We start from the raw sequence: 12,993 nt of genomic DNA, 5'->3' as shown, positions 1-12,993 counted from the left end.
TCCTGTGCGCCATGCCGCCTGTACTCAATGTTGTTCAATCGCTTTCGAGTACCCGCTATGAGCAAGATCATGACTGCCGCCGCCGCTGTGGCGCGCATCCCGGATAACGCCAACCTGGCCACCGGCGGCTTTGTCGGCATCGGTTTCGCCGAGCAGATCGCCATCGCCCTGGAGCAACGCTTTCTTGCTGAACAGGCTCCACGCGACCTGACTCTGGTGTATGCCGCCGGCCAAGGGGATGGCAAGGGCCGCGGCCTTAACCACCTGGCTCATGAAGGCCTGGTGCGGCGGGTAATCGGCGGCCACTGGGGCTTGGTGCCAGGACTGCAGAAGCTCGCGGTGGATAACCGCATCGAAGCCTACAACCTGCCGCAGGGGGTGATCTCCCAGCTGTTTCGCGATATCGCCGCCGGCAAGCCGGGGCAGCTGTCGCGGGTTGGTTTGGGCACCTATGTCGACCCGCGCCACGGCGGCGGCAAGCTCAATGCGCGCACCACCACCGAGCTGGTGCGGCTAATGCCCATCGATGGCGAGGACTACCTGTTCTACCCGACATTCCCCATTCACGTGGCGGTGGTGCGCGCCACCAGCAGCGATGCCGACGGCAACCTGAGCTTCGAGCGCGAGGCGCTGACCATCGAGAGCCTGGCCATCGCCATGGCCGCACGCAACTCGGGCGGGGTGGTGATTGCCCAAGTTGAGCGCATTGTCGAACGCGGCTCGTTGAATGCCCGCGAGGTGAAGATCCCTGGGATTCTGGTGGACTGCGTGGTGCTGGCCGAGCCGGTAAACCACCAGCAAACCTTCGCCACCGCCTACAACCCGGCCTTCGCCGGCGAAACCCGGGTGCCGATGGACAGCCTGAAAGCCATGCCTCTGGATGTGCGCAAACTGATCGCCCGCCGCGCGGCACTGGAGCTGAAAGCCGGTGCGGTGGTCAACCTGGGCATCGGCATGCCGGAAGGTGTGGCCGGGGTTGCGGCCGAAGAAGGCGTGATCGAGCGCCTGACCCTGACCGCCGAACCCGGGGTGATCGGCGGCATCCCCGCCTCGGGGCTGGATTTTGGCGCGGCGAGCAATCACAGCGCGCTGCTCGACCAACCTTATCAGTTCGATTTCTACGACGGTGGCGGCCTGGATATTGCGTTTCTCGGCCTGGCCCAGGCCGATGCGGCGGGCAACCTCAACGTGTCCAAGTTCGGCTCACGCCTGGCCGGAGCGGGCGGTTTTATCAATATCAGCCAGAACGCCAAGCAGGTGGTGTTCCTCGGCACCTTCAGCGCCGGGGCGCAGGATATCGGCATCGAGGACGGCCAGCTGCGCATCATCAAGGATGGCGAGCTGTGCAAGTTCGTCGCCGAAGTCGAGCACCGCACCTTCGCCGGCCACCAAGCCGCCGAACGCGGCCAGCCGGTGCTGTATGTCACCGAACGCTGCGTGTTCCGCCTGACCCTGGACGGTCTGGAGCTGATCGAAGTGGCGCCGGGGGTGGATATCCAGCGCGACATCCTCGACCGCATGGACTTCACCCCCATCGTGCGTACGCCGCAGCTGATGGATGCGCGGCTGTTTCTGCCGCCGCCGATCGGCCTGAGCGAGCAACTGAACGCTGATTAACATTTGAGTGTGAGTTTACGGGCCCGCTGGGCCCGTTTTTTTGCCCGGATTTTGCTGTACACCTTGGGGGTGGATCACGCCTCACCGGTCCACCGTGGGTAGCCGAGACGAATACCAAGGGTGGACATACACAGCGATTTCTACCCTAGGTTTTTTCGCCCAACTTATGCCGCGCGGCATACAAACACACCAACTCCATCGCCACGGTGGCCCCGGCCAGAGCGGTGACTTCCGCGTGATCGTAAGGCGGCGAAACTTCCACCACATCCATGCCCACCAGATTGATCCCGCGCAGGCCACGGAGAATTTCCAGCGCCTGATGGGTAGTCAGGCCACCGCATACCGGCGTGCCGGTGCCGGGGGCAAAGGCTGGGTCGAGGCAGTCGATATCAAAGGTCAGGTACACCGGGTTATCACCGACCCGCGCGCGGATCTGCGCGGCGATCTGCTCCGGCGTGCTGCGGTGCACCTGGCGTGCATCCAGCACCTGAAAGCCCATCACGTCGTCATTGGTGGTACGCAGGCCAATCTGCACCGAGCGCGATGGATCGACCAGCCCTTCGCGAGCGGCGTGATAGAACATGGTGCCGTGGCTGACGCCTTGCTCGCTGTCGTCGAGATCCGGCCAGGTATCGCTGTGCGCATCGAAGTGCACCAATGACAGCGCGCCGTGTTTACGCGCATGAGCCTTGAGCAGCGGGTAGCTGATGAAGTGGTCGCCGCCCAGGGTGAGCATGGCGCAACCGGCCTGGACGATATGCTCGGCATGCGCCTCGATGGCCGCCGGAATCTTGTGCGGCAGGGCGTGATCGAAATTGCAGTCGCCGTAGTCGATCACCGCCAGGTGGTCGAAGGGGTCGAACTCCCAGGGGTAATGCCGCTCCCAGGCGCTGGTGATCGAGGCCGCGCGAATCGCGCGCGGGCCGAAGCGGGTACCGGGGCGGTTGGTGGTGGCGGTGTCAAAGGGCACGCCGCTGACCACCAGATCAACGCCGGCTAGGTCGCGGCTGTAACGCCGGCGCATAAAGCTGGTGACGCCGGCGTAGGTCGGCTCGGAGAAGGTGCCGTAGAGGCTGTCGCGGGTGAAGGCCAGGTCGTTGCCGTTGAATGCTTCCATTGCCTTGTCCTCAATACTGACTGCGGAAAGTGGTCCAGATGCGCGTGCGCTCACGCTGTTGGCGCAGCGGCATCAATTGCTCGGCAAACAGGCGGGCGCGCACCGCTTCACCGGGGTAGATATCGGCATCGCCGCTAATCGCCGGGTCGACCAGCGCCGTGGCGGCCTGGTTGGCGTTGGCGAAAAACACGCTGTTGGTCAGCTCGGCGATGGCCTCAGGGCGCAGCATGTAATCGATAAAGGCGTGGGCGGCCTTGGGGTGCGGCGCATCGGCCGGAATGGCCATGGTGTCGAACCACAGCAGCGTGCCTTCACGCGGGATGCGGTACTGCACCTCGAACGGCTGCTTGGCCTCAGCCGCGTTGGCCGCGGCCATGTAGGCGTCGCCGTTGTAGGTCAGCGCCAGGCAGATTTCGCCCTTGGCCAGGTCATTGATATGCCGGCCGGCGCCGACGTAACGCAGGTTGGGTTGCAGCTGGGTGAGCAGCTGCGCCACTGCATCGAGATCGGCACGCTCGCTGCTGTAGGGGTCTTTGCCGAGGTAGTTGAGGACGATGCTGATCACTTCCTGCGGCGAGTCGATCACCGCGATGCCGCAGTCCTTGAGCTTGCTGGCGTACTCGGGCTTGAACAGCAGGTCCAGGCTATTCAGCGGCACGCCGGGCAAACGCTGCTCTAACGCCTGGCGGTTGAAACCCACGCCAACCGTGCCCCAGGTGTACGGCAGGCCGTACTGATTACCGTGGTCGGCACTGGCGAGCTTGCCCAGCAGCGCCGGGTCAAGATTCTGCAGATGCGGCAGTTGCGTGCGGTCCAGCGGTTGCACGGCCTTGGCCTGAATCGCCCGCGCCAGGCCGCTGGAGGCCGGGAAGACGACGTCATAACCGCTGCCGCCGGTGAGCAGTTTGCTGTCCAGGGCTTCGGCACTGTCGAAGATGTCGTATTTGACCGTGATCCCGGTTTCATCCTTGAAGCGTTGCAGGGCTTGCTCCGGCAGGTAGGCGGACCAGCTGTACAGGTTCAGGGCTTTCTCTTCGGCCTGAGCGGCGAAGGCGCAACACAGCAGTAACAGGGGCATGAGCGAACGCATGACGAACAACCTCATCGGCGGTTAGTGGGCTGACGTCATCCTGCCGCGCGGTTTGCTTTGAATAAATATGAAGTGGCCTACGCTGACATTGCCATCTATCAATGTTTAAGCGGATGAACGCGCCCGCTGCGCCGGCAGCCGACTAGTCTTGCTAGACCACCCAAGAGAGCGGCGCGATGAGCGAGCTGCAGGTCGATGAACGCTTCTGGCTTGATGCCGACCAGGACAAACGTGACGCCGAAGGGCTCTGCGCCGCCCTGCACCAGCGCGCGCAAAGTGGCGCCCCGATGCGCGGTTTTCAGCTCAAGTACGCACAGCTAGCCGGCATCGACCTAGTCAACCACCACCAGCGCACGGGCTACGACTTGCGCGATAGCGACCTGTACCGCGCCGACCTGCAGAAAGCCCACCTGTTTGGCCTTGACCTGCGCGGCAGCTCGCTGATGAAAGCTGATCTGCGCGGCGCCAACCTGCATTGCTGTGACCTGCGCGACTGCAACCTGTTGGGCGTGCAACTCGACGGCGCGCGCCTGGACAACGTGATCTGGGATCGGCGCCTGCGCCAGGAACGCCAGGGCAGCGCGCACCAACGCCTTGGCGATAGCGACGCCGCCCGCCGCTGCTTTGAAGAAGCCGAGGAAACCTACCGCAACCTGCGCCTACACCTGGAGAAAGCCGGGCTGTTCGAACAGGCCGGCATGTTCTTCCACCGCGAAATGGTCATGCGCCGCCGGCAACTGCCGCGCTATAGCGGCAGACGCCTGCTGTCCTGGCTGGTCGACTTGTTCAGCGGCTACGGCGAAAAGCCGCTCAACGTCGTGCTGTTCTCCATCGCGCTGATCGTTTTCTGCGGCCTGCTGTACTTTCTGGTCGGCGTTCAGCACGCCGGACAAACCCTGGGCCTGGCTCTGGAACGCGGCTGGCTGGCTAACCTGGATGACCTCGGCGACTGCCTCTACTTCAGCGTGGTGACCTTCACCACCCTCGGCTACGGCGACATCACGCCCCACGGCATGGCCCGCCCGATTGCGGCGTTCGAGGCATTTGCCGGCAGCTTTACCATGGCGCTGTTTGTCGTGGTGTTTGTAAAGAAGATGACCCGCTAGGCGAGTTGCATTGAAGAAAAACCAAGTGATCTACTGGCACATCGACCACCAGCAATGTTTGGAGCCGGCATGCTCAGCCAGTTACGCGATCTTGACCTGCAGCTACTGCGCCTGTTTGTCACCGTGGTAGAGTGCGGCGGCTTCAGTGCCGCCCAGGGCGAGCTGGGGATTGGCCAGTCGACCATCAGCACGCAGATGGCCAAGCTGGAAACCCGTCTGGGCTTTCGCCTGTGCGAGCGCGGCAAGGGCGGCTTTCGCCTGACGCCCAAGGGCGAACAGGTGCTCAGCGCCACACGCAAATTGTTCAGCGCCATCGATACCTTCAAGGGCGAAGCCCAGGGCATGGCCGACAAGCTCCTGGGCAAGCTGCGCATTGGCCTGTCCGAAGGCCTGGCGCCCCATGTGCTGGAGCAGGTGGCCGAGGCCATTAACCGCTTTCGTGGGCGCAACCAAGCGGTGCAGATCGAACTGCTGACCGCCATGCCCGCCGAGCTGGAACGCCGTCTGCTGCAGGACCAGTTGCACCTGGCCATCGGCTATTTCTCCGGCAACCAGACCGCGCTGGATTATCAGCCGCTGTTTCGTGAGCGCCAGGTGCTGTTCTGCGCCAAAGGGCATGCGCTGTTCAGGCGCGCGCAGATCAGCCTGGCAGACCTGCAGCAGGCCGACCGGGTGCAGCACCCCTACCGCTTTGTACAGGTACGCGAGCCGTTTCAAAGCTCACCCAGCTCGGCACAGACAGAGCAACTCGACGGCGCGCTGGCATTTATCCTCTCCGGCCGGCATATCGGCTACCTGCCCGAACATATCGCCGCCCCCTGGTTGGCCAGTGGCTGCCTGCACGCATTGCTCGCCGAGGAGCTGGGTTTTGAGGTGCAGTTTCTCCTGGCCAGCCATCGCGGCCAGCATCCCAGTGATGCGCTGCGGGCGTTTCGTGAGGATCTGATGCAGGCTTTTGCGACGGCGGATAGCTAAAGCGCCAGGCGATAGACATACCGCCTGGCGCGGGACTGCTTAGCGTAACTGCGGCGGTTCCGGTGGCTGCTGCCAGTGTGCCGTCAGTTGGTCGATGGCGGCGATGGTGTGGACGATTTCCGCGTGGATGGTAGCGCCGCGCAGGTCAGCCTCAAGTGCATCAGGCTCGGCTTCGAGCTGTAGATGCGGATCAAACAGCCCGGCGATAACAGGTTGCAACAGGTTCATGGCTCTCTCCTTGCCGCTCAACAACGGCGTGACGGGGGTCAGGAGGCAGTGCAATGAAGGGGCGAACGCCCTGAAGGTGGTTGTTATTTGCCGGCGATACAGTGACCGCGCATTCCATTGCGCAGGTTCAGAATTGCCCGGTTTGATGACCAGAGCATGACAGCGCGCCGCCATTTTACAGTCTACCCGCAGCGCCGCAGGGTCAAGCGGCGCTGCCAGACGGTCAGCCGCGCGCTGCCAGCAAAGGCGGCATCGGGCAATCGAGAATATCCGCTACGGCGCGCATCAGCTCGGCCTCGGCGGCGTTGATCGTGCCGTCATGCTCAATGCAGCGCGCCATGGCCTTGAGCAACTGTGGTTTCTGCAACGGCCAGAGCAAGCTCAAACGCCGCAGCGCAGGTTCAAGCGCCGATAAATTACTGGCGCTGGCCGGCAGCAGTTGCTCGAGCGGGAACGGCAGCTCACTGCTGGCATGCTTGAACGCGAGTTGCGCGGCTGACTCATCCACTCCACCGGCACGGGCCAGCAGTGACAGCACCACGCAGGTTTCAGCCGCCAGTTCCGGCAGCTGGTAGCGGCTGGTCTGTGCGTGCGCGCCTTCGACATTGCGCTCGACAATGCGCAGCAGCGTCCATTCCAGCAAGGCAACCCGGCCATCGGCGCGGATCAGCAGAGCCAGATTGGCCTTGAGCGTGGCGAACTGATCGGCCGCCAGTTGCTTGAGGGCGGGCATGGCCAGGTCCAGCAGCGGCAAACGCATACCCGGTGCCAGCTGACGCAGCGGCTCGCGCAGCGGCTCAAGCTGCGCGGCAACCTCAACGGCGATACGCGGCTGCAACAGCTGTAATTGCTGCACAGCTTGCGTCTCGATGGGGTCGAGCAGCAGGCCATAGAGCAACGCCTGGGCGCCGCTGCAACTGTGCGCTGCCTCGCTCAGGGCAAGATCCAGATGCGCCAGGGTGCTGCGCACGGCCAGCAGATGGGTTGCCTGCGGATCACCAATGGCACCAATCGCCTCACTCGCAGAGGCCGCGCTCAAGCCCGGTGCAAAAGCACTCAGATCATGCATCTCCACAGCTGAATCGCTGGCCGCCACCGCCGGCGTTGCCGCGCTGATTTCCGCCACATGCGGATAACGGCCATCCCAGCCGGGAGTGATGCGGCGGATGCGCTGATCCAGGGGCGGATGGGTGGCCAGCATGCCGTCCAGCGCCTGGCTGATGCCGGCGGCAAAATACATATGGCTGAATTCGGCGGCATGCCCGGCCTGCAGCTGCGAGCTATACAGGTTGCCGCCGATCTTCTTCAAGGCTCCGGCGATGCTGTCGGGGTTGCGGGTGTACTGCACTGCCGAAGCATCAGCGAGAAACTCGCGCTGGCGGCTCACGGCGGCCTTGATCAGGTTGCCAAAAAAGGTCCCGGCATACCCCAGCACCCATAGCGTGACGCCGATGGCGAGCACGATCGCCACCGAGTTATCGCGGCTGGAACGACTACCGCGCCCGCTGCTGCGCAGCAGAAAACCGCCAATCAGCCCCAGCAGCAGAATGCCGTGCAGCACCGACACCAGGCGCGTATTGAGGCGCATATCGCCATGGAAAATATGGCTGAATTCATGGGCAATCACGCCCTGCAATTCATCGCGACTGAGCTGGCAGATCGCGCCGCGGGTTATCCCGATTACCGCATCCTGCGGCGTCAGGCCGGCAGCAAAGGCGTTGATCCCGGCATCATCGAGCACATACACAGGCGGCACAGAGGTACCCGAAGCCAGGGCCATTTCCTCCACCACGTTGAGCAGCCGGCGCTCTTCAAGGTTCTGTGGCGACAGGTTGATCAAGCGCCCACCCAACCGCTCGGCAATCGCTTGGCCGCCACGGCTCAGCTGCAGCTGTTTGTACAGACTGCCCAACAGCACCACGCCGATCACCGCCAGTGCGACGCAACCCACCAGCGGCCAACTGGGCAATACGCTGTTCGGCGTATCACTGGCCAGCCACAGTGAGCTGTGACTCTGACCAAAGAGCTGCCAGACCAGCCCCAGCACCAGACTGGTCAGAGTGATCAGACTAAGCACCGCCAACGCCATCAGAATCAGCAGACGCCCGCTGTTACGCCGGGCGCGATCCTGTTGCTCGAAGAAATTCATCGTGCCGAGCCCTTAACTTAGAACGACACCTTCGGCGCTTCCTGAATCGCCGCGCTGTCGGCGAACTCCAGCAGGCTGGCGTCCTGAGCGTGGCCAAAGCTGGCGGCCAGCAATACTGGCGGGAATGCCTGCTTGTAGGTGTTGTAAGCCATCACCGCATCGTTGAAGGCCTGGCGGGCGAAGGCCACCTTGTTCTCGGTGCTGCTCAGCTCTTCACTGAGCTGCTGCATATTCGCCGAGGCCTTGAGGTCGGGATAAGCCTCAAGCGTCACGTTCAGGCGACCCAGAGCGCTATTGAGCAACCCTTCCGCACCGCCCAGCTGCGCCATGCTCTGCGCATTGCCAGGCTGCGCCGCTGCAGCCTTGAGCCCGGTTACCGCGTTATTGCGTGCGGCAATCACCGCCTCCAGGGTTTCGCGCTCATGGGCCATATAGCCCTTGGCGGTTTCCACCAGATTAGGAATCAGGTCATAGCGACGCTTGAGCTGCACCTCGATCTGCGCAAAGGCGTTCTGAAAGCGGTTACGCAGGGCCACCAGCTGGTTGTAGATGCCAATCACGTAAAAGATCAGCGCGGCGACAACCGCCAGGAAAATCAGCGTGGAAATGGACATGGGGGAAATCCTTATCGCATGCGGGAGAGAAGCAGATGGTAGCGGAAAAGCGCCACAGCGAATGCTCACCGACGCACCCTGGCAACAGGCCAGGGACTGCACTGGCGGTAAAGCCAACTGATACCGCGTCATACCCGCTGGCTATGGAGGAAAAAACCTTGGCAAATAGACCGACCGGTCTATATATTCAGCCTATGAAAAAGATCTCGACCCGCGACAAGCTGATTCACGCCATGGCCGACTCCCTGCAACGCAAGGGGCTGCATGGCGTTGGCCTGAGTGAGCTATTGGAAATTGCCGGCGCGCCAAAGGGCAGCCTCTATCACCACTTCCCTGGCGGTAAGAACGAGCTGGCGGTGGCGGCTATCGACCATATCAGCCGTCATATCGACAGCCTGTTCAGCCAGCTTTTCGCTCAGCAAACCGATCCGCTCAAGGCGCTGCATAACTGGTTGCAAGGCGCGCTGCAGCAGTTAGAGAACAGCAAGTTCGAACGCGGTTGCCCGCTGGCCACCATCGCCCTGGAAAGCGGCCCGGAAGATGTGGAAATTCGTGCAGCCCTGCAGCGCAGTTTTGCCGCCGTGCGCCAGGCGCTGAGCCAGCAACTGCATGCCTACGGCTACCCCAGCGAGCAGGCGGATAACCTCGCCGCGCTGTTTGTCGCGCTGTATGAAGGCGGGCTGCTGCAAGCCCGCGTGGCCGGTAGCAGCGAGCCGCTGAAGCGCGCCGCCACTGCCCTGTTCAACCTGACCCGCGAACAGTTTCCGGGAGGAGTCCGCCCATGAATACCCCAGCCATTCTTAGTGAAACTGTGCAGCTGCCAGCACTCGACGGTTATCCGCTGACCGCCACGCTGTATCACGCCCCGGAGCCGGTCGCACAGCTGGTGATTGCCGGCGCCACAGGCGTGCCCCAGGGTTTCTACCGACGCTTTGCCGAGTACGCGGCGCAGCGCGGCTACAGCACCCTGACCCTCGATTACCGCGGTATCGGCCAATCGAAACCGGCCAGCCTGCGCGGCTTTGCCATGGATTATCTGGACTGGGCGCACCTCGATCTGGCTGCAGCCGTCGACCAGCACCGTCATCCACAACGACCGCTGTATATGGTTGGCCATTCCTTTGGCGGGCATGCCTTTGGCCTGCTGCCCAACCATGATCAGGTCCAGGGTTTCTACACCTTCGGCACCGGTGCCGGTTGGCACGGCTGGATGCCCAAGGCCGAGCAGCTGCGCGTGCTGACTATGTGGCGGCTGATTGGCCCATTGATGACCAGTTACAAAGGCTATCTGGCCTGGAGCAAGCTGGGCATGGGCGAAGATTTGCCGCTGGGCGTGTACAAACAGTGGAAACGCTGGTGCCGCTACCCGAGATACTTCTTCGAGGACCCGCAGATGCCAGGCCTCGCCGAGCGTTTCGCTCAGGTCAGCACGCCGATCATTGCCGCCAATGCCCTGGACGACCTGTGGGCCCCGCCCGCCTCGCGCGATGCCTTTATGGCGGCTTACAGCGCCGCGCCCTATCAGGCGCGCACCATCGATTCAGCCGCCAGCATCGGCGCCATTGGCCATATGGGCTACTTCCGCCCAGCGGCGCAGTCGTTGTGGGATGAAACGTTGAACTGGTTTGCTGAGTTACAGGCGCCGCGCCAGGCCGCCTGAACAACCCCGATCAAAGGAGGTTTCGCTGATGAGCATGGTCCCCGCAGGCTTTAGCCCGCTATTCAGAAGCAGCCCTTTCCTTGATTTGCTCGGGCCGATCTACAACCAGCGCAACGCCACGGGCCTGGTGATTGGTCTGCGCGCCGAGGAGAAACACTGCAATGCGCGCGGCTTGGTGCATGGCGGTGTACTCAGCAGCCTGGCCGATGTGGCCCTGGGCTATAACAGCGCTTTCGCCGAGGAACCGCCCACGCCCATAGTCACCACCAGCCTGACTATCGACTACGCCGGCACCGCCAAACTCGGCGACTGGATAACCATCGAAAGCGATGTGCAGAAGGTCGGCAAAAGCCTGGCGTTTGCCAATTGCTACGTTGTGGTTGAGTCGGTGCGGATTGCTCGGGCGAGCGCGGTATTCAGCGTGGTCACGCAATAGGTTCGGTAGGTCGAGAAGGGTTCTGCGGTTTGGCGAATGCCATAAAAAATTGCCTGGAGCAATTTTTAACATCGTGCAGCGATGGCCCAAAGGGTGGCTGCCATGGATGGCAAGCCATAAAAAAGAAAACCCCGCATTGCGGGGTCTTTGCAGACTGTTTGCTGACATCCTTGATCTGCTTGCCGTCCTGGCAGCTGTCCCACGTATCCTTGTTGCTAAAGTGCGCTTCCTGCGCGACGTCCATGGGCAGCAGATTAGTCGCCGGCCGGTACTCGGCATAGTGGCGATCTGCGGCACGCCGTGTAAGCCATAGCCTACAAAGCGCCTTGGCAAGTAAAACCGAGCAAACGCTCGGCTTTATTTTGTGACACAGGTCTTGTTAGACTCGATCTTGTCTTACAAAAACAACAGACCCCGTCAACGGCGGTCACTGGGGCCACACATGCGCTCATTGCTTATTGCCATCGGCTGCCTGGCAGCCAGCATCAGCCTACCCACCCTGGCCAACGGGCAGAACCAGCTTTCCGATCCCAAAGCCGCCGTGCAACTGTTCTGGAGCCAACTTTACGGCCAGGGCGGCAGCACACTGTACTGCGGTAAAGAGTTCGCTGAAGAAAGCGGCCAGCTCAAGGCCAGCGCGATCTACAGCAGCAAACAGCTGAAAAGCGCGCTGCGCTGCGTCACTGACCGCCAGTGCGGGATCATGAATCCGCGCTACGTCTATATGGCCTCCGACCTGCACAACCTTTACCCGGCGCTAACCCGTGTCGAGCTGGTGCGGCGCAATGCGCAGTTCGGCGATCTGGATGACAGCGTACCGAGCAAGTTCGCCGATATCGGCTGCGACATGAAAACCAGCTTCCAGCTGGTCGAGCCGCGCGACGAGGCCAAGGGCAATGTGGCTCGGGCGATCTTCTATATGCATGCCGAGTACGACCTGCCTATCGTCGGCCAGGTGCAGATGTACAAGCAGTGGCACCAGATGGACCCGCCGGACGCCGAAGAAAAGGCGCGCAACGACAAAGTCGCCAGCCTGCAAGGCACCCGTAACCGCTTTATCGATAACCCCGAACTGGTCGAGCAACAGATCAACAACTGATCGGGTTTAGCGGCGCGGCTTGTGCGAGGAACGCAGCTTATAGCGATCGCCCGGATGGATCAGCCGGGCGTAGCTGATCAGATGCTCATCGGACCAGGTTCGGCGGATCACACTCAGGCACGGCGCGGTTACTTCGATAGCCAGCCAGTCGGCTACCTGCTGATCGACCAGCACCGCCTCGACCACATGCTCGACATCGGAAATCGGGCAGCTGCTGACCAACACCTCGTTGGGTGTATGCCGAGAGAAATCACTGCCCAGGTAATGCGGCACCCAGCGCGGATTGACGAAACGGTCTTCCAGCTGGATCGGCACACCATCCTCGCGGTGCACCAGAATGCTGTGAAACACCTCGGCGCCCAGGCGCAGACCCAGCCGCAAAGCCACCTCATCATCCGCCGCCAGCGCTTCACAGCGAATGATGTCGTTGCTGTAGGCATGCCCACGGCCGCGCACTTCGTTGGCGATGTTCAGCACTTCATGCAGCGATGATTCGGCTTTGCGGTCGGTGACAAAGGTGCCCAGGCCAGCCTGGCGCAGCAGGTAACCCTTCTGCACCAGGTCGCGGATGGCCTTGTTGGCCGTCATCCGGCTGACCCCAAAATCCCGCGCCAGCTGCTCTTCCGGCGGAATCTGATGATTAACCGGATAAGCGCCGCTGTGGATGCGCTCCAGCAGGAACGCTTCAATCGCCTTGTAGCGCGGGGTTGTACTGCTCACAGCGGCTCCTTGGGGTGGTCCCGGTGCGCGGATAATAGCGCGTCAACAAGCCGCAACGTAGGGTGGGCAACGCTTTGCTTGCTCACCATTGCAACACGCTAAGCCGGTGGACAAGCTTCGCGTTGTCCACCCTAGCCACTGCGCAATACCCGACGTAGCCCGGATGCAATCCGGGGCAGATC

Annotated in this window: 13 protein-coding genes; 7 read left to right on the top strand and 6 right to left on the bottom strand. The window is 62.3% G+C overall.

The genetic code is table 11. The features are described 5' to 3' along the window. The first annotated feature begins 57 nt into the window (after positions 1-57). Complete coding sequence (locus RHP75_RS02660; RefSeq protein WP_311090365.1) at positions 58-1,617, top strand: acyl CoA:acetate/3-ketoacid CoA transferase; 1,560 nt, start codon at positions 58-60, stop codon at positions 1,615-1,617. 145 nt (positions 1,618-1,762) lie between these two features. Here the strand turns inward: RHP75_RS02660 and speB are convergent, their stop codons facing one another. Continuing rightward, entirely contained in the window at positions 1,763-2,734 is a 972-nt protein-coding gene (gene speB, locus RHP75_RS02655; RefSeq protein ID WP_311090364.1) for an agmatinase, read from the bottom strand. Positions 2,735-2,744: 10 nt separating this feature from the next. Then, on the bottom strand, positions 2,745-3,824 hold the full coding sequence (locus RHP75_RS02650; RefSeq protein ID WP_311090363.1) for a polyamine ABC transporter substrate-binding protein: 1,080 nt from the start codon (positions 3,822-3,824) through the stop codon (positions 2,745-2,747). A gap of 176 nt (positions 3,825-4,000) precedes the next feature. Between RHP75_RS02650 and RHP75_RS02645 the strand changes: the two genes are divergently transcribed. Beyond that, positions 4,001-4,930 carry an ion channel gene (locus tag RHP75_RS02645; RefSeq protein ID WP_311090362.1) on the top strand — a complete coding sequence of 310 codons (930 nt, stop codon included), beginning with the start codon at positions 4,001-4,003 and terminating at the stop codon, positions 4,928-4,930. Positions 4,931-4,999: 69 nt separating this feature from the next. Next, positions 5,000-5,905, top strand: coding sequence for a LysR family transcriptional regulator (locus RHP75_RS02640; protein ID WP_311090361.1), 906 nt, complete (start codon positions 5,000-5,002; stop codon positions 5,903-5,905). Between the two features lie 39 nt (positions 5,906-5,944). On the opposite strand, the gene RHP75_RS02635 is transcribed toward RHP75_RS02640, so the two are convergent. The 3 genes from RHP75_RS02635 to RHP75_RS02625 all read right to left on the bottom strand — a co-directional run bounded on the left by RHP75_RS02635 (position 5,945) and on the right by RHP75_RS02625 (position 8,896). Beyond that, positions 5,945-6,133 carry a hypothetical protein gene (locus RHP75_RS02635; RefSeq protein ID WP_311090360.1) on the bottom strand — a complete coding sequence of 63 codons (189 nt, stop codon included), beginning with the start codon at positions 6,131-6,133 and terminating at the stop codon, positions 5,945-5,947. A 223-nt stretch (positions 6,134-6,356) separates the two neighbouring features. Then, positions 6,357-8,282, bottom strand: a complete 1,926-nt coding sequence (locus RHP75_RS02630) for a M48 family metallopeptidase (protein WP_311090359.1) — start codon at positions 8,280-8,282, stop codon at positions 6,357-6,359. 17 nt (positions 8,283-8,299) lie between these two features. Next, positions 8,300-8,896 (bottom strand): LemA family protein, encoded by a 597-nt coding sequence (locus tag RHP75_RS02625; protein WP_311090358.1) that lies wholly within the window; start codon positions 8,894-8,896, stop codon positions 8,300-8,302. 194 nt (positions 8,897-9,090) lie between these two features. On the opposite strand from RHP75_RS02625, the gene RHP75_RS02620 reads away from it, so the two are divergent. From RHP75_RS02620 to RHP75_RS02605, 4 genes are all read left to right on the top strand, one after another. Continuing rightward, entirely contained in the window at positions 9,091-9,681 is a 591-nt protein-coding gene (locus RHP75_RS02620; protein WP_311090357.1) for a TetR/AcrR family transcriptional regulator, read from the top strand. Next, positions 9,678-10,556 (top strand): alpha/beta fold hydrolase, encoded by an 879-nt coding sequence (locus RHP75_RS02615; protein ID WP_311090356.1) that lies wholly within the window; start codon positions 9,678-9,680, stop codon positions 10,554-10,556. Before RHP75_RS02620 ends, RHP75_RS02615 begins: the two co-directional genes overlap by 4 nt. Before the next feature lie 28 nt (positions 10,557-10,584). Continuing rightward, positions 10,585-10,992, top strand: a complete 408-nt coding sequence (locus tag RHP75_RS02610) for a PaaI family thioesterase (RefSeq protein WP_311090355.1) — start codon at positions 10,585-10,587, stop codon at positions 10,990-10,992. 442 nt (positions 10,993-11,434) lie between these two features. Next, the gene (locus tag RHP75_RS02605; protein WP_311090354.1) at positions 11,435-12,091 is read left to right on the top strand and encodes an endonuclease; all 657 of its coding nucleotides are present in this window, start codon (positions 11,435-11,437) and stop codon (positions 12,089-12,091) included. A gap of 6 nt (positions 12,092-12,097) precedes the next feature. Here the strand turns inward: RHP75_RS02605 and hutC are convergent, their stop codons facing one another. Continuing rightward, on the bottom strand, positions 12,098-12,811 hold the full coding sequence (hutC, locus tag RHP75_RS02600; protein ID WP_311090353.1) for a histidine utilization repressor: 714 nt from the start codon (positions 12,809-12,811) through the stop codon (positions 12,098-12,100). Positions 12,812-12,993 lie beyond the last annotated feature (182 nt).

Source organism: Pseudomonas sp. SG20056 (genome assembly GCF_031764535.1).
Classification (GTDB): domain Bacteria; phylum Pseudomonadota; class Gammaproteobacteria; order Pseudomonadales; family Pseudomonadaceae; genus Aquipseudomonas.
The sequence above is the reverse complement of the archived record's forward strand: the minus strand, read 5'-3'. Positions and strand labels throughout refer to the sequence as shown.